This is a genomic window from Bacteroides sp. AF32-8BH (assembly GCF_003435205.1).
Taxonomy (GTDB): Bacteria; Bacteroidota; Bacteroidia; order Bacteroidales; family Bacteroidaceae; genus Bacteroides; species Bacteroides ovatus.
This window is the reverse complement of sequence record NZ_QVLZ01000028.1, coordinates 1-17,297: the sequence shown is the minus strand read 5'-3', so window position 1 is coordinate 17,297 and position 17,297 is coordinate 1. Positions and strand designations below refer to the sequence as shown.

Below are 17,297 nucleotides of genomic sequence, written 5' to 3'. Positions count from 1 at the left end.
GTATGTTAAAAAGTAAATATATTCTATTCGCTGTATTTCTGTTAGCGGCAGCTGGTGTATCGGCTCAGAAAGCAGAACGCGACTATATCCGTAAGGGAAACCGTCTGTTTAATGATAGCGTATTTGTTGATGCAGAGGTGAACTATCGGAAGGCCTTGGAAGCTAATCCCAAGTCTACGGTATCCATGTATAATCTGGGAAATACCCTTTCGCAACAGCAAAAGTTTCAGGATGCCATGGAACAATATGTATCGGCCAGCAAAATAGAAAAAGATAAAATGAAACTCGCCCATATTTATCACAATATGGGAGTAATTTTCCAGGCTGGTAAAGACTATGCCAAAGCTGTAGATGCATATAAAATGTCACTGCGTAATAATCCTACCGATCATGAAACCCGGTACAATTTGGCTCTTGCACAGAAAATGCTGAAAGACCAACAAAATCAACAGAATCAAGATCAAAATCAGGACCAAAACAAAGATCAGCAAAAACAAGATCAGAAACAGGACCAGAATAAAGACAAACAGAAGGATCAGAAACAAGATGAAAAGAAAGATCAGCAGCAACCACCGAAATCTGAAAAGAAACAAGATAATCAGATGTCAAAGGAAAATGCTGAACAATTACTGAATTCTGTCATGCAGGACGAGAAAGATGTGCAGGATAAAGTGAAGAAGCAACAAAAAGTTATGCAAGGCGGTCGCTTGGAAAAAGATTGGTAATATAAAGTTGATGATATAAATTTCATAAGCAATGAAAAAACTGATTATTATATTGATGGCATTGATAGCATATAGCACTCATGTGTTTGCTGATAAGGTGTCTTTTACTGCTTCTGCTCCTGATGCAGTGGTAGTAGGCGAACAATTCAGGCTGTCGTATATTGTAACTACACAAAAAGTGAAAGATTTTCGGGCACCATCAATCAAAGGTTTTGATGTATTGATGGGTCCAAGCCGTTCACAACAAAGTAGTACTCAAATAGTGAATGGTAATGTTACATCTACTAGTAGTATTACATTTACATACATATTAATGGCTAATAATGCCGGAGAATACACAATACCCGGTGCCTCCATTGTTGCCGATGGTGACCAAATGGTGTCAAACTCAGTAAAGATTAAAGTATTGCCACAAGATCAAGGTGGCAATAGCGGACAAAATAATAGTAGTAGTGGTTCTATACATTCCTCATCTGGTACAAGTGTCTCTAATCAGGACCTTTTTATTATGGCAAGTGCCAGTAAAACAAATGTGTATGAACAGGAGGCTTTTGTCCTGACCTATAAAATATACACCAGAGAATCCAACTTACAACTTAATAATGCGAAATTGCCCGACTTTAAAGGTTTCCATTCTCAAGAAATAGAAATGACAACCAATGCAAGATGGACTCCGGAGCATTATCAGGGACGTAATTACTATACAACGGTTTATCGCCAGTTTGTTCTCTTCCCGCAACAATCAGGAAAGCTATATATTGATCCGGCACAGTTCCAGATGACTATCGGAAAACCTGTGCAATCAGATGATCCTTTTGATGCCTTCTTCAATGGAGGAAGTAATGTCATTGAAATTAAAAAAAATATTTCCACTCCTAAGATAGCAATAAATGTCAATCCGCTTCCTACGGGTAAACCTGCAGATTTTTCAGGTGGAGTGGGAGAGTTCAATATATCTTCTTCTATCAACAGTAAGGAACTGAAAACCAATGATGCTATTACTATTAAACTGGTAATATCCGGTACAGGTAACCTGAAGTTGATTTCTAATCCGGAAATTAAATTCCCGGATGATTTTGAAGTATATGATCCCAAAGTAGACAATCAAGTCAGATTAACCCGGGAAGGACTCACAGGCAATAAAGTTATTGAATATTTAGCAATTCCGAGACATGCCGGAACATATAAGATTCCGGGAGTATCTTTCAGCTATTTTGATATTCGCTCCAAGTCTTACAAAACACTGAAAACAGAAGATTATGTAGTAAATGTTGAGAAAGGTGCAGGTAATGCGGATCAAGTAATTGCTAACTTCACGAATAAAGAGGACTTGAAAGTATTAGGTGAAGACATCCGTTATATTAAACAGAATGAAGTTACTCTCCAACCTAAAGGAAGTTTCTTCTATGGTTCAATGACATATTGGTTATTCTATATCATTCCGGCTCTTGCCTTTATTATTTTCTTTATTATTTATCGTAAGCAAGCTGCTGAAAATGCAAATGTTGCTAAAATGCGTACGAAGAAAGCAAATAAAGTGGCAACGAAGCGTATGAAGCTTGCAGGAAAATTACTCTCCGAAAATAAAAAAGATGCTTTCTACGATGAGGTATTAAAGGCATTGTGGGGATATATAAGTGACAAACTGAATATTCCGGTATCTCGTTTATCTAAAGATAATATTGAAGAGAAACTAAGAAATCACGGAGTAAATGAGGAACTAATCAAAGAATTCCTGAATGCATTGAATGATTGTGAATTTGCACGGTTTGCTCCAGGTGATGAGAATCAAGCTATGGATAAAGTTTATTCTTCTTCAATAGAAGTAATAAGCAAAATGGAGAATTCAATAAAACATTAACCCAGAAGAGATTATGTCATGAAAAAGATATTATTTTTTATATTATTATCAATGTCGCTTACTTGTTTCGGACAAGATTCGTTAAGCATTGATACTAGACAAACGAATGGAGTTGATTCTATCCACGCTTCGCATACCACATTTTCCAGTAATACACTGGAAGATGCAACAAAAGCTGAAGGAGATTCCGCATATATAAAAGAAGATTATGCAGCAGCTATTCAGATATATGAAGCATTACTGAAAAATGGAGAAGCTGCCGACGTCTATTACAATCTGGGAAATAGTTATTATAAAATAGGGGAGATAGCGAAAGCTGTTTTAAATTATGAGCGTGCTCTGCTATTACAACCAGGAAATGGTGACATCCGTGCTAATCTTGAAGTGGCACGTGCAAAAACAATAGACAAGGTTGAACCTGTTCCTGAAGTATTCTTTGTTTCATGGATCAAATCTCTGACAAATAGTATGAGTGTAGATGCATGGGCCACATGGGGTATTGTCTCCTTTATTCTATTGATTATCGCTTTCTATTTCTTTATATTCTCCAAACAGATTATGTTAAAGAAAATAGGATTCATATCAGGAATCATTTTGCTGATTGTCACTGTTTGCTCTAATCTTTTTGCTTCGCAACAAAAAGAGCATTTGGTTAATCGAAGTGAGGCGATAGTAATGAATCCGAGTGTAACAGTACGAAGTACTCCAAGTGAGAGTGGGACTAGCTTGTTTATTCTCCATGAAGGGAGAAAGGTAAGTGTCAAAGACAACTCTATGAAAGAATGGAAAGAAATTCGACTGGAAGATGGAAAAGTCGGGTGGGTACCTGCTTCTGCTATCGAGGTGATATAAAGGTCATTAATAGATTTTATATATTCAAGAAAAAAAGATAAGCAAATAATTTGTTTTATCTTTTTTTTTGCTTAAGTTTATAGCGTGATAAAAAAATCACATAGTATTAACCATTAAATTTATGAGACATGAGAACAATAACGTTTAATGAACTTCGTAAAATTAAAGATTCATTGCCTAGCGGTAGCATGCATAGAATAGCAGACGAACTTGGTTTGCACGTAGATACAGTGCGAAACTTCTTCGGAGGACACAATTTCAAGGAGGGAAAAAGCGTCGGAATACATCTCGAGCCCGGTCCAGATGGTGGGCTTGTAATGTTGGATGACACGACCGTTCTTGATCGGGCTTTAAAAATCCTAGATGAATTGAATATGAGTATGCAAAAAGAACAGGCTACCGAATCTGTGCAAGTTTAAAATATAACAAACTGAATCCCAATTGAATCAAACAATTGGGATTTCTTATTTGTTTTCACCTTATAAAATGTACATTTATGGAAGACAAATTAGTAACCCTGGCCATTCTGACATACACCAAAGCGCAGATCTTAAAGAATGTCTTGGAAAATGAAGGTATAGAAACCTACATTCATAACGTTAATCAAATACAACCGGTTGTTTCATCGGGAGTGCGTTTACGAATTAAAGAAAGCGATCTGCCACGTGCTTTGAAAATAACAGAAAGTTCTACATGGCTGTCTGAAAGTATAGTGGGAGAGAAGGAGCCCAAAGTAAAAGATAAATCAAATAAGATTTTAATTCCCGTCGACTTCTCTAATTATTCGATGAAAGCATGTGAATTTGCATTCAACCTGGCAAAAACAGAAAATGCAGAAGTCATCCTGTTGCATGTCTATTTCACGCCTATTTATGCATCGTCGTTGCCTTATGGGGATGTTTTCAATTACCAGATTGGAGATGAAGAATCTGTAAAAACGATTATCCAAAAAGTCCATTCTGATCTCAATGCTTTATCAGAGAAGATAAAAGAAAAAGTTGCATCAGGCGAATTTCCCAACGTTAAATATAGCTGCATCTTACGTGAAGGTATTCCAGAGGAGGAAATCTTAAGATATGCTAAAGAACAGCGTCCTATGGTTATCATTATGGGTACCCGAGGCAAAAATCAGAAAGACATTGATTTAATTGGCAGTGTAACCGCTGAAGTTATTGACAGGAGTCGCACGGCTGTATTGGCTATTCCGGAAAATACACCATTTAAACAGTTTAGTGAAGCAAAACGGATTGCCTTTATTACCAATTTTGATCAAAGAGATCTAATTGCTTTCGAGGCATTCTTTAATACTTGGAAATCATTCCATTTTTCTGTATCTTTGATACACCTTACAGATTCTAAAGATACCTGGAATGAAATAAAACTAGCAGGTATAAAAGAATATTTTCACAAGCAATATCCGGGGCTTGAAATTCATTATGACGTAGTGATGAATGATAATTTATTAAAAGGACTTGATCAGTATATCAAAGATAATCATATAGATATAATCACTTTGACTTCTTACAAAAGGAATATATTTGCTCGATTATTTAATCCAAGTATTGCCAGAAAAATGATTTTCCATTCAGATACACCATTGCTTGTTATTAACAGCTGATCAAATCAGGCAAAAAATGAGCATCCAAGATTAGGGAATAATAAGTATTATGTTTAATAGAAAAAGGAGTAATATAATGACCTTACTCCTTTTTCTATTTTTATTTAAATGAAGAAATTTACCTGTTCCACTCAAGTCCATATCAAATATAAGATTTTTCAATTACTACTTTAAACTATTGAATAAAAAAAAGAAGACTACTATTTCTAATAGCCTTCTTATATTTTTTCAGAAAACGATCTTACTTCATCATCTTATCGATTTCTTCGAATTCAGGTCCCATATTCAAGTTATAGTAAACTCTGTAAAGACCTTGCAACCATAAATCTTGTTGATCGGGTTTTAAAGCTCTGGCTTTTTCATAGAATGGTTTAGCTTCTTCGTAGAATTTCTTAACCACAGCTTGTGCTTCAGCGTACTTAGGATCATTGATATCTGTTGTTGCTTTATCAGCATAATCCTGTGCTTTCATCAAATATACCAAACCTACATTAGAGTATGCTTCTGCATATTCCGGATCAGCAGCAATAGCTTTTTTGTAGTATTCGATTGCATTATCATATTCTTTCATATTATGATAAAGATATGCTTTTACATACAAATACAACTTGTTATTCGGATCATTAGCTAACATTCTATCAGCAAACTCCATAGCTTTAGAAGCTTGATTAGAGCTATTATAATAATCAACCAAATTAGCGAAGAAATAATCATTTCCAGGGAACTTAAGGATACCCTCTTCCAAAGACTTAATCCATGCAGCAGTATCACCTTTAGCTTTATAAGCATCAGCCATCAATTGCATTGCAAATTTACCTCCATCTTTATCGGATAAAGCCATAGGAGCATATTTAATGATCGCATCTTTATCACCTACTCTATCAGCAGCTAATGTTGCATAATAAGCAATTTGCGGAAGAAGAGTATCGTTTTTAGCCAATTCTTTATCAGCTAACATCGGATAAGAAGCTGACTCTACATAGGTTGCAAAGAACTTCAAAGCCTCTTTATTCTTGTCCAGGTTGAAATACTGAATACCACCATTAATCAAATTAGGACGTTCAGCCAACATACTGGAAGCATTAGCCTTCCGATATTTGTTTTTAACTTTTCCCTTTTCATTAGGTATTTCCGCTAATTCATCACACTTATTATAGTACTCATACATTTTCAGAATACTATTGTATACTTTCAATGTATCATACGGTTTCTTCAAAAAAGCATTTTTCATTTGCTCCTCGTTGATACGTCTCTGAATAAATCCAGCAACGTCCCATGTGTCAGCAAGATCCTTCGTTTCAGGATTCTTCATAGCCTCCTTAATAAGCTGTTCAGCCTGCTTAAAATTAGGTTTTACGTCATTAGCCATACTCTTTGCTTCTTTCACATTCTTCATCTGAGCGAATGAGAAGCTAACAGCCATCAATAAAACCATAGAAAATAATACTCTTTTCATGATTGTTGTTTGATTAATTATTAATATTATGTCTATTCCTCAATTTCGTTATTGCTTTCGTTTTCATTTACGTCCGCTGCATCATCAATATCAGGAACATCAGCATTCGGATCACTCACGATTGTACCCTCTGCCTCTTCTGCCGGAATTTCATCTTCAAGACTTTCTGTCATAACCTTACATACCGAACCAATCTGGTCGTTACGTTTTTCAAGATTTATCAGACGAACGCCTTGAGTAGCACGGCCCATTATACGAACATCCGCTACCTTCAAACGAATAGTGATACCAGACTTATTGATAATCATCAAGTCATTTTCATCGGTTACCGACTTGATTGTTACCAACTTACCTGTCTTTTCGGTAATATTCATGGTCTTCACACCCTTACCTCCACGGTTCGTTTTACGATAGTCTTCAATTTCAGAACGTTTACCATATCCTTGTTCGGAAACTACCATTACAGATTCTGTCTCCAAATCTTTGATACAAATCATTCCTACTACTTCATCCTGACCATCATTATCCAACGTAATACCACGTACACCTGTTGCTGTACGTCCCATTACACGAACTGCTGCCTCATGGAAACGAATTGCACGACCATTGCGGTTTGCAATGATGATTTCATTATTTCCATTCGTCATACGAACTTCAATTACGCTATCATCTTCGCGGATAGTTATAGCATTTACACCATTCTGACGAGGACGAGAATACTGTTCAAGCAATGTCTTCTTTATTACACCTTTCTTAGTACAGAATAATACATAGTGGCTATTGATAAACTCGGAATCCTCTAAACTCTTCACACGCAAGTATGCAGTTACATTATCATCCGAATCAATATTCAACAAGTTCTGAATAGCACGGCCCTTAGAATTCTTCGTTCCTTCAGGTATTTCATATACTTTCAGCCAATAACACTTACCCTTTTGTGTAAAGAACATCATGGTATTGTGCATGGTAGCAGGATAAATATGCTCTACAAAGTCTTCATCACGGGTTTCCGTACCTTTCGAACCTACTCCACCACGATTTTGTGCACGGAATTCGGTCAACGGTGTACGTTTAATATAACCCATATGAGAAATTGTAATAATCATCTGATCATCTGCATAGAAGTCTTCCGGATTAAATTCTTCTGAAGAATAAACAATTTCAGAGCGACGTACATCTCCATATTTCGCTTTGACTTCTAACAATTCCTCTTTCATTACCCGACGACATACTTCATCATCAGCCAGAATACTTTCCAAATAAGCTATCTGCTTCATTATTTCTTCGTATTCCGCATGAAGCTGATCCTGCATCAGACCGGTTAACTGACGCAAACGCATTTCTACAATTGCACGAGCCTGAATTTCTGTCAGGTTAAATCGCTCAATCAAGCCTGTTATTGCGTCATTCGGAGTTTTTGCAGCACGAATGATACGAATTACTTCATCAATATTATCTGAAGCAATAATCAAACCTTCAAGAATGTGCGCACGCTCTTTCGCCTTACGAAGATCGAACTGAGTACGACGAATAACAACTTCGTGTCTATGCTCAATGAAATATTTAATTAAATCTCTTAGATTCAACGTTTTTGGACGTCCATGAACCAAAGCCACATTGTTAACGCCAAAAGAGGTCTGCAAAGCTGTCATTTTATAGAGTTTATTCAACACTACACTTGCATTTGCATCACGTTTTATGTCAATAACAATACGCATACCATCACGGTCAGACTCATCGTTGGCATTTGAGATACCTTCTATCTTCTTATCATTTACAAGATCAGCAATATATTTAATCAGTTCGGCCTTATTTACATTATAAGGAATCTCTGTTATTATGATCTTGTCATGTGTTTGTCCGCTTTCAATTTCAGCTTTCGCACGCATAATTACACGTCCGCGACCTGTCAAATATGCTTCGCGTACACCACTCACACCATATATATATCCGCCAGTAGGGAAATCCGGTGCTTTAACAAATTCCATCAGTTCCTCTACCGTAATTTCCGGATTATCAATATATGCATCACATGCTTCAATCACTTCCGAAAGATTATGAGGAGGCATATTGGTAGCCATACCAACAGCAATACCGGATGCTCCGTTCACCAGAAGGTTCGGGATACGCGTCGGCATCACCTTAGGTTCCACCAGCGTATTATCAAAGTTAGGCTCAAAATCAACGGTTTCCTTATACAGGTCATCCATCATTGCTTCACCCAACTTATTGAGACGAGCTTCTGTATAACGCATAGCAGCAGGGCTATCACCATCCACAGAACCAAAGTTTCCCTGTCCATCTACCAAAGGATAACGCATTGCCCATTCCTGCGCCATACGTACCATTGCAAAATAAACAGAAGAATCCCCATGAGGATGATACTTACCAAGTACCTCACCCACGATTCTCGCTGACTTTTTATAAGGTTTGTCTGAAGTATTGCCTAATTCCATCATTCCGTATAAAATTCTACGGTGAACAGGCTTAAATCCATCTCTAACATCCGGAAGGGCACGCGAAACGATGACCGACATGGAGTAGTCAATGTACGATGACTTCATTTCCTCCTCGATGTTAATCTTTATAATTCTGTCTTGTTCAAGCATTTAAAATGATTATTAATTATACATTCTACGGTTTGTGAAAAACCACGCTAAAGTACTACTTTTCCCCGATATACGAAAGTTTTTAGAAAGAAAGTTTTATCATGACCGAGACGATAACCCGCCAAACTTTAAAATACAAAAATAAAAAGATAAAAACGATAAATATAATATTGAAAGATAAATAACATCGGTAAAAAAGAGCCTATTATTTGTTATACCTTATATATATAATACAAATACACTGTTTTTATGGCACGCCATTTGTAGATATAAGAAATAAAGCAAATATTGCAATACAAACTTGATTAAATGCGTATATTTGCCAGTGAATAACCCTTAGAAGAAAAGGAAAAAAGTATGAATAATCAATTCTCACAAAGAGTTTCCGACATTATCGTCTATAGTAAGGAAGAAGCGAATCGGTTGAGAAGTAGGTATATAGGTCCCGAACACCTGCTTCTGGGAATACTCCGTGACGGTGAAGGAAAAGCTATCGAGATATTGTCTAAACTCAACACCAATCTGGCTGCTATAAAGCAACAGATTGAAGCTCAGCTGAAGGCAGAAGCTGATGAAATGTTATTGCCTGATGCAGAGGTGCCGTTATCTAATGATGCGGCAAAGATATTAAAAATGTGTATTTTAGAAGCTCGTGGAATGAAAAGTAACATCGCTGATACAGAACATGTATTATTGGCTATTTTAAGAGAAAAAAACAATATGGCGGCTTCCGTACTTGAAGCAAACGATATAAACTACGTGAAAGTACTGGAGCAAGCTACATTGCAGCCGGATATCAATTCCGGCATGGGCTTTTCGGAAGACGATGAGGATGACGAAGAAATGTCTTCTCCTCGTTCCGGCAGAGGTGGCTCGGATGAACGCCAACAGGCACAAACCGCTTCCAAGAAGCCGTCTAATGATACGCCGGTACTTGACAATTTCGGTACTGACATGACAAAAGCGGCAGAAGAAGGACGGTTGGATCCTGTTGTGGGCAGAGAAAGAGAAATCGAACGTTTAGCGCAGATATTAAGTCGACGCAAAAAGAATAACCCAATTCTGATTGGTGAACCCGGTGTAGGAAAATCAGCGATTGTTGAAGGTCTTGCATTGAGAATCATTCAGAAAAAGGTTTCGCGTATCCTGTTTGATAAACGAGTCGTTGCTCTTGACATGACTGCTGTTGTGGCAGGAACAAAGTACCGTGGACAATTTGAAGAACGTATCCGTTCCATTCTCAATGAATTGCAGAAGAATCCGAATGTTATATTATTCATTGATGAAATTCACACGATTGTAGGCGCAGGCTCTGCAGCAGGCTCTATGGATGCCGCCAATATGCTAAAGCCAGCATTGGCAAGAGGAGAAATACAATGTATCGGTGCCACCACTCTTGATGAATATCGTAAGAATATTGAGAAAGATGGCGCATTGGAACGTCGTTTCCAAAAAGTAATCGTAGAACCGACTACTGCTGCCGAAACTCTGCAGATTTTGCGTAATATCAAGGATAAATATGAAGATCATCACAATGTGTATTATACAGATGAAGCATTGGAAGCATGTGTCAAGCTGACAGACCGCTATATCACAGATCGTAATTTCCCTGATAAAGCCATTGATGCTTTAGATGAAGCCGGCTCACGTGTACATCTTACTAATGTCAATGTACCCAAAGAGATAGAAGAACAGGAAAAGCTGATCGAAGAAGCTAAAAACAAGAAAAATGAAGCCGTAAAATCGCAGAATTTTGAACTTGCAGCTAGCTTCCGTGATAAGGAGAAAGAACTTTCTATCCAATTGGATGAGATGAAAAAAGAATGGGAAGCCAATCTAAAAGAAAACAGGCAAACTGTTGATGCAGAAGAAATTGCCAATGTTATCTCAATGATGTCAGGCATTCCAGTACAACGAATGGCACAGGCCGAAGGCATCAAGCTAGCAGGTATGAAAGAAGATTTGCAAGCTAAAGTCATCGCACAAGACACAGCGATAGAAAAGCTGGTCAAAGCCATTTTGCGAAGCCGTGTAGGACTCAAAGATCCTAATAAGCCCATTGGCACGTTTATGTTCTTAGGTCCGACAGGAGTTGGTAAAACTCACTTAGCAAAAGAGTTGGCCAAGTATATGTTCGGTTCTGCCGATGCATTGATTCGTATCGATATGAGCGAATATATGGAAAAGTTCACTGTTTCACGCTTGGTTGGAGCACCTCCGGGATACGTAGGATATGAAGAAGGTGGCCAGCTGACAGAAAAAGTGCGCCGTAAACCATATTCTATTGTATTGCTTGATGAAATAGAAAAAGCACATCCGGATGTATTCAATATCCTGCTTCAGGTAATGGATGAGGGTCGTCTGACTGACAGTTATGGCAGAATGGTAGATTTCAAAAATACCGTTATTATCATGACTTCCAATATCGGAACCCGCCAGCTAAAAGAATTTGGACGTGGTGTTGGTTTTGCGACACAAAGCCGCCTGGATGATAAAGAATTCTCGCGAAGTGTAATACAAAAAGCTCTAAATAAATCATTCGCGCCTGAATTCATCAATCGTGTAGATGAGATTATCACGTTTGATCAACTTTCTCTGGAAGCGATAACAAAGATTATAGACATAGAGCTAAAAGGATTGTACGATAGAATAGAATCTATTGGTTACAAGCTTGTTATTGAAGATAAGGCAAAAGAATTCATCGCTAGCAAGGGATATGACGTACAATATGGCGCCCGTCCTTTGAAGCGCGCAATTCAAACCTATCTGGAGGATGGTTTATCCGAGCTCATCATTTCCTCGTCTTTAAAAGAGGGAGATACTATTCAAGTAACCCTTAATGAAGAAAAAGGCGAATTGGAGATGAAAGTTGTTTCTCCGGAATAGAGTTATTTCCTGAATAAGAAAATAATTTAATATGCCATAATGTCAGACCTTCGGGTCTGGCATTTTTTTTGTCTCTGTATGGACAAATATCAATTAAAATTAATCAATAGATAAACTAAAAAAATATACGTATTATGCAAAAAGGTAATATTGGGGTTACAACAGAAAACATTTTCCCTATCATTAAAAAGTTTTTGTACAGTGACCATGAGATTTTTCTGCGCGAGTTAGTATCCAATGCGGTAGATGCCACTCAGAAGCTGAATACGCTTGCTTCTATTGGCGAATTCAAAGGTGAACTGGGTGACTTAACTGTTCACGTTGAATTAGGCAAAGATACTATTACCATTTCTGACCGTGGTATCGGTTTGACTGCAGAAGAAATAGAGAAGTACATCAATCAAATAGCTTTCTCTGGAGCTAATGACTTCCTGGAGAAGTATAAGAACGATGCAAATGCCATTATCGGACATTTCGGACTTGGCTTCTACTCTGCCTTTATGGTTGCAAAGAAAGTGGAGATTATCACTAAATCATACAGAGACGATGCAAAAGCCGTAAAATGGACTTGTGATGGCAGCCCTGAATTCACTATTGAAGAAATAGAAAAAGCCGACCGTGGATCAGATATCATCTTATACATTGATGACGACTGCAAAGAATTCCTCGAAGAAGCACGTATCTCCGAACTTCTGAAGAAATATTGCAGCTTCCTTCCTGTTCCTATTGCATTTGGAAAAAAGAAAGAATGGAAAGACGGCAAACAGGTAGAAACGGCTGAAGATAATATAATCAATGATACCACTCCTTTGTGGACACGCAAACCTAGCGAACTTTCGGATGAAGATTACAAATCATTCTATAGCAAGCTATATCCGATGTCTGATGAACCACTCTTCTGGATTCACCTGAATGTGGATTATCCATTCCATCTGACTGGTATCCTCTACTTCCCGAAGGTAAAGAGCAATATTGAATTAAATAAGAACAAGATTCAGTTATATTGCAATCAAGTATATGTAACAGACTCTGTTGAAGGCATTGTGCCGGACTTCCTGACTTTGTTACATGGAGTAATAGATTCTCCGGATATTCCGTTGAACGTTTCCCGTTCATACTTGCAAAGCGACTCAAACGTGAAGAAGATTTCAACTTATATCACCAAGAAAGTTTCCGACCGTTTACAGTCTATATTCAAGAATGATCGTAAGCAGTTTGAAGAAAAGTGGAACGACTTGAAAATATTTATCAATTATGGAATGCTCACACAAGAGGATTTCTATGATAAAGCGCAAAAATTCGCCCTTTTCACCGATACAAATGACAAACATTACACATTCGAGGAATATCAGACCCTTATTAAAGATAACCAGACAGACAAAGATGGAAATCTAATCTATCTGTATGCAAATAACAAGGACGAACAATACAGCTATATTGAGGCTGCAACCAATAAAGGCTATAATGTCTTGCTCATGGATGGCCAGTTAGATGTAGCTATGGTAAGTATGTTGGAGCAAAAGCTTGAGAAATCCCGTTTCACCCGTGTAGACAGTGATGTTGTTGACAATCTGATTGTAAAAGAAGACAAGAAAGGTGAAACTCTGGAAGCCAGCAAACAAGATGCAATCACAACAGCCTTCAAGAGCCAATTGCCTAAAATGGATAAGGTTGAATTCAATGTGATGACGCAAGCGTTGGGAGAAAATTCGGCTCCGGTCATGATTACTCAAAGCGAATATATGCGTCGTATGAAAGAAATGGCAAATATTCAAGCCGGAATGAGCTTCTACGGCGAAATGCCTGACATGTTCAATCTGATCCTGAATTCAGACCACAAGTTGATAAAACAAGTATTGAATGAAGAAGAGAATGCCTGTCAAGCAGAAGTAGCTCCGATACTCTCCGAAATGGATAACGTCAACAAACAACGTAATGAGTTGAAAGACAAACAGAAGGATAAAAAGGAAGAAGACATCCCAACAGCTGAAAAAGATGAATTAAACGATCTCGACAAGAAGTGGGATGATCTGAAAAGCAAGAAAGAAGCTATCTTTATCGGCTATGCAAGCAATAACAAAGTTATCCGCCAGCTTATCGATCTGGCCTTACTTCAAAACAATATGTTAAGAGGTGAAGCTTTGAATAACTTCGTAAAACGTAGCATTGAGCTGATTTAATATCGCCCCTTTAAACATTACACATACTTCAAGAAAGAGCATTCAACGTTAAATACACGTTGTAATGCTCTTTTTCAATTTAAAACGATCGGCAAAATATCGATTAATTGAAAAGTATTGTATATATTTGAACACTTAATAGACAAAAAATTCAATTGTTTGATTTGGGTTATGAGAAAGATTTTTTTAGTGTTCATTACTTTATGGCTGATTATCCCGGCTATCCATGCCCAAAAAGTAGGACTTGTATTAAGCGGTGGTGGCGCCAAAGGAATGACGCACATCGGCATCATTCGCGCATTGGAAGAAAACAACATCCCTATTGACTACATTGCTGGTACTTCCATGGGAGCCATTATCGGCTCCTTGTATGCCATGGGATACTCTCCTGACGACATGGTAGAACTGCTCAAATCGGAGGACTTTAAACGATGGTATTCCGGAGAAGTGGAAGAGAAATACGTATATCATTTCAAAAAGAATCTTCCCACTCCCGAATTTTTCAATATTCGTTTTTCATTCAAAGATTCACTGAAGAGTTTAAAACCTCAATTCCTGCCTACCAGTGTTGTCAACCCGATTCAAATGAATCTCGTGTTTGTTGACCTATATGCACGTGCTACGGCCGCTTGTAAGGGAGATTTTGATAAACTTTTTGTTCCTTTCCGTTGCATTGCGTCCGATGTGTACAATAAAAAACAGTTAGTCATGAAGGAAGGAGATTTAGGAGATGCCGTCAGAGCTTCCATGAGCTTCCCTTTCATGTTTAAACCCATTGAAATAGACAATGTACTGGCCTACGATGGAGGTATCTATAATAACTTTCCCACGGACGTCATGAGAGATGATTTTCATCCGGATGTCATTATAGGAAGCGTTGTATCCACCAATCCCACTAAACCCAAGGAAAATGACCTCATGAGTCAAATTGAGAATATGGTGATGCAGAAAACCGACTATTCTATTCCGGACTCTATGGGGATTTTAATGACGTTCAAATATGACAACGTCAATCTGATGGATTTTCAACGCATCGACGAATTACATGATATAGGATATAATCGAACCATCAGCATGATGGATTCTATCAAAAGCCGTATCCATCGGCGTGTGAATCTGGACAATATTCGTTTAAGGAGAATGGTATACCGTAGTAATTTCCCGGAACTACGTTTTAAAAATATCATCATTGATGGAGCTAATCCACAACAACAGGCATATATGAAGAAAGAATTTCATAAGTCGGATAACAAAGAATTCACCTATGAAGATTTAAAGCAAGGTTATTTTCGATTGCTATCAGATAAAATGATTTCAGAAATCATACCGCATGCAATTTATAATCCGGAAGATGACACCTATGATCTGCATTTAAAAGTCAAACTGGAAAACAACTTTGCTGTACGGCTGGGAGGTAACATATCCACCTCCAATTCGAATCAGATCTACCTGGGACTTAGTTATCAGGACTTAAACTACTATGCCAAAGAGTTTATTCTTGACGGGCAACTTGGAAAGGTATATAACAACGTGCAATTTATGGCAAAAATAGACTTTGCCACTGCCATTCCTACCTCGTATCGTCTTATAGGTTCGATCAGTACTTTCGACTATTTTAAGAAGGACAAACTTTTTTCGCGAAATAACAAACCGGCCTTTAACCAGAAAGACGAACGTTTCTTGAAATTACAGGTTGGATTACCTTTCCTTTCGAGCAAGCGAGCAGAGTTTGGAGTAGGAATTGCAAGAATAGAGGATAAATATTTTCAAAAAAGTGTCATTGACTTCGGAAATGACAAATTTGATAAAAGCCGCTATGATTTATTTGGTGGATCAATTAGTTTTAATGGAAGTACTCTTAATTCCAAACAATATCCTACACGTGGATACAGAGAAGCCCTTGTAGCCCAGATTTTCGTTGGAAAAGAACGATTCTATCCGGGCGAAGGAAGTACGACCAGCAACAACAAAGATCATCACTCCTGGCTGCAATTATCTTATATGAAAGAGAAATATCATAATATGAGTGAACATTGGGTTTTAGGATGGTATTTGAAAGCCCTGTATGCCTCCAAAAACTTCTCCGAGAACTATACGGCCACAATGATGCAAGCTGGAGAGTTTTCTCCTACATTACATAGCAAATTGACTTACAACGAAGCCTTTCGTGCCAATCAATTTGTCGGAGCCGGCATTCGGCCTATTTACCGTTTAAGCCAGATGTTCCATCTTCGGGGAGAATTTTATGGTTTTATGCCTATTTATCCAATCGAAAAAAACTCGTTGAATAAAGCATATTACGGAAAAGCTTTCTCCAAGTTTGAATATTTAGGAGAAATTTCTGTTGTATGTCAATTGCCTTTTGGAGATATCTCTGCATATATAAATCATTATAGCTCACCGAAAAGGGAGTGGAATGTCGGACTAAGTATAGGTTTACAACTATTCAATTATCGGTTCATAGAATAATTTTCTACAAAAAAAGTCGTTGAAAAGCTTGCTAATTCGGGAAAAGTCCGTATCTTTGCACCCGTTAAAACAAAATAACGGTCGCGTAGCTCAACTGAATAGAGTAGCTGACTACGGATCAGCCGGTTACAGGTTTGAATCCTGTCGCGATCACTTTTTTGAATTAACAGAATGGCCGCGTAGCTCAACTGAATAGAGTAGCTGACTACGGATCAGCCGGTTACAGGTTTGAATCCTGTCGCGGTCACTGAAAAATTTACAAGTTATATTATTTGAGGTCGCGTAGCTCAACTGAATAGAGTAGCTGACTACGGATCAGCCGGTTACAGGTTTGAATCCTGTCGCGATCACAAAATCCTCTGCATTTGATGCGGAGGATTTTTATTTTCTCCCATTTCATCGAAGAAATTAGCTATAACTAAACTAAAAAGATTCAAAAGTCAGTCATTATAAACAAGCGATACATCCCCTCATATCTTTTATTTTCAATTCCCTCTTCACCTTCACCTTTCTTCCGGGCTCCCTATAAATAAGTCGTTTACGGGTGAAGGGCAACTCTTACACAGCCTTTTTCACCTGTTTGGAAATGTAAGCGTCTCCGCGATTCTATATAGTGTATTAAAATAAAAAGGCTAATGATC

10 protein-coding genes and 3 tRNA genes are annotated in these 17,297 nt (G+C 37.8%); 11 read left to right on the top strand and 2 right to left on the bottom strand.

Features of this window, described 5'->3' with window-relative positions; translation table 11 throughout:
* Positions 1-2 precede the first annotated feature (2 nt).
* The 5 genes from DWZ47_RS19345 (at position 3) to DWZ47_RS19325 (ending at position 5,056) form a co-directional block, all read left to right on the top strand.
* Positions 3-725: a tetratricopeptide repeat protein gene (locus tag DWZ47_RS19345; RefSeq protein ID WP_004295972.1), complete on the top strand. Its 723-nt coding sequence runs from the start codon at positions 3-5 to the stop codon at positions 723-725.
* Between the two features lie 31 nt (positions 726-756).
* Complete coding sequence (locus DWZ47_RS19340; protein ID WP_004325924.1) at positions 757-2,586, top strand: BatD family protein; 1,830 nt, start codon at positions 757-759, stop codon at positions 2,584-2,586.
* A gap of 18 nt (positions 2,587-2,604) precedes the next feature.
* Positions 2,605-3,438 carry a tetratricopeptide repeat protein gene (locus tag DWZ47_RS19335; protein ID WP_004295970.1) on the top strand — a complete coding sequence of 278 codons (834 nt, stop codon included), beginning with the start codon at positions 2,605-2,607 and terminating at the stop codon, positions 3,436-3,438.
* Between the two features lie 128 nt (positions 3,439-3,566).
* Positions 3,567-3,857 carry a hypothetical protein gene (locus DWZ47_RS19330; protein ID WP_004295969.1) on the top strand — a complete coding sequence of 97 codons (291 nt, stop codon included), beginning with the start codon at positions 3,567-3,569 and terminating at the stop codon, positions 3,855-3,857.
* Between the two features lie 77 nt (positions 3,858-3,934).
* Positions 3,935-5,056 (top strand): universal stress protein, encoded by a 1,122-nt coding sequence (locus DWZ47_RS19325; RefSeq protein WP_004306068.1) that lies wholly within the window; start codon positions 3,935-3,937, stop codon positions 5,054-5,056.
* 241 nt (positions 5,057-5,297) lie between these two features.
* Here the strand turns inward: DWZ47_RS19325 and DWZ47_RS19320 are convergent, their stop codons facing one another.
* Complete coding sequence (locus DWZ47_RS19320; protein WP_004295966.1) at positions 5,298-6,512, bottom strand: tetratricopeptide repeat protein; 1,215 nt, start codon at positions 6,510-6,512, stop codon at positions 5,298-5,300.
* Between the two features lie 32 nt (positions 6,513-6,544).
* Positions 6,545-9,121 (bottom strand): DNA gyrase subunit A, encoded by a 2,577-nt coding sequence (gene gyrA / locus DWZ47_RS19315; protein ID WP_117514312.1) that lies wholly within the window; start codon positions 9,119-9,121, stop codon positions 6,545-6,547.
* A gap of 357 nt (positions 9,122-9,478) precedes the next feature.
* Between gyrA and DWZ47_RS19310 the strand changes: the two genes are divergently transcribed.
* The 6 genes from DWZ47_RS19310 to DWZ47_RS19285 all read left to right on the top strand — a co-directional run bounded on the left by DWZ47_RS19310 (position 9,479) and on the right by DWZ47_RS19285 (position 17,006).
* Positions 9,479-12,007, top strand: coding sequence for an ATP-dependent Clp protease ATP-binding subunit (locus tag DWZ47_RS19310; protein ID WP_074637782.1), 2,529 nt, complete (start codon positions 9,479-9,481; stop codon positions 12,005-12,007).
* Positions 12,008-12,141: 134 nt separating this feature from the next.
* Positions 12,142-14,187: a molecular chaperone HtpG gene (gene htpG / locus DWZ47_RS19305; RefSeq protein ID WP_117514310.1), complete on the top strand. Its 2,046-nt coding sequence runs from the start codon at positions 12,142-12,144 to the stop codon at positions 14,185-14,187.
* A gap of 171 nt (positions 14,188-14,358) precedes the next feature.
* Complete coding sequence (locus DWZ47_RS19300; protein WP_004306064.1) at positions 14,359-16,656, top strand: patatin-like phospholipase family protein; 2,298 nt, start codon at positions 14,359-14,361, stop codon at positions 16,654-16,656.
* A 79-nt stretch (positions 16,657-16,735) separates the two neighbouring features.
* Positions 16,736-16,809, top strand: a tRNA-Arg gene (locus DWZ47_RS19295).
* A gap of 20 nt (positions 16,810-16,829) precedes the next feature.
* Positions 16,830-16,903: transfer RNA gene (locus DWZ47_RS19290), tRNA-Arg, on the top strand.
* 29 nt (positions 16,904-16,932) lie between these two features.
* Positions 16,933-17,006 (top strand) — tRNA-Arg (locus tag DWZ47_RS19285).
* The last annotated feature ends 291 nt before the right edge of the window (positions 17,007-17,297 follow it).

Coding starts and splice junctions, on each gene's coding strand:
- DWZ47_RS19320 (WP_004295966.1), bottom strand. CDS start 6,512: ATGAAAAGAGTATTATTTTCTATGGTTTTATTGATGGCTGTTAGCTTC.
- DWZ47_RS19330 (WP_004295969.1), top strand. CDS start 3,567: ATGAGAACAATAACGTTTAATGAACTTCGTAAAATTAAAGATTCATTG.
- DWZ47_RS19310 (WP_074637782.1), top strand. CDS start 9,479: ATGAATAATCAATTCTCACAAAGAGTTTCCGACATTATCGTCTATAGT.
- DWZ47_RS19300 (WP_004306064.1), top strand. CDS start 14,359: ATGAGAAAGATTTTTTTAGTGTTCATTACTTTATGGCTGATTATCCCG.
- DWZ47_RS19340 (WP_004325924.1), top strand. CDS start 757: ATGAAAAAACTGATTATTATATTGATGGCATTGATAGCATATAGCACT.
- htpG (WP_117514310.1), top strand. CDS start 12,142: ATGCAAAAAGGTAATATTGGGGTTACAACAGAAAACATTTTCCCTATC.
- DWZ47_RS19335 (WP_004295970.1), top strand. CDS start 2,605: ATGAAAAAGATATTATTTTTTATATTATTATCAATGTCGCTTACTTGT.
- DWZ47_RS19345 (WP_004295972.1), top strand. CDS start 3: ATGTTAAAAAGTAAATATATTCTATTCGCTGTATTTCTGTTAGCGGCA.
- gyrA (WP_117514312.1), bottom strand. CDS start 9,121: ATGCTTGAACAAGACAGAATTATAAAGATTAACATCGAGGAGGAAATG.
- DWZ47_RS19325 (WP_004306068.1), top strand. CDS start 3,935: ATGGAAGACAAATTAGTAACCCTGGCCATTCTGACATACACCAAAGCG.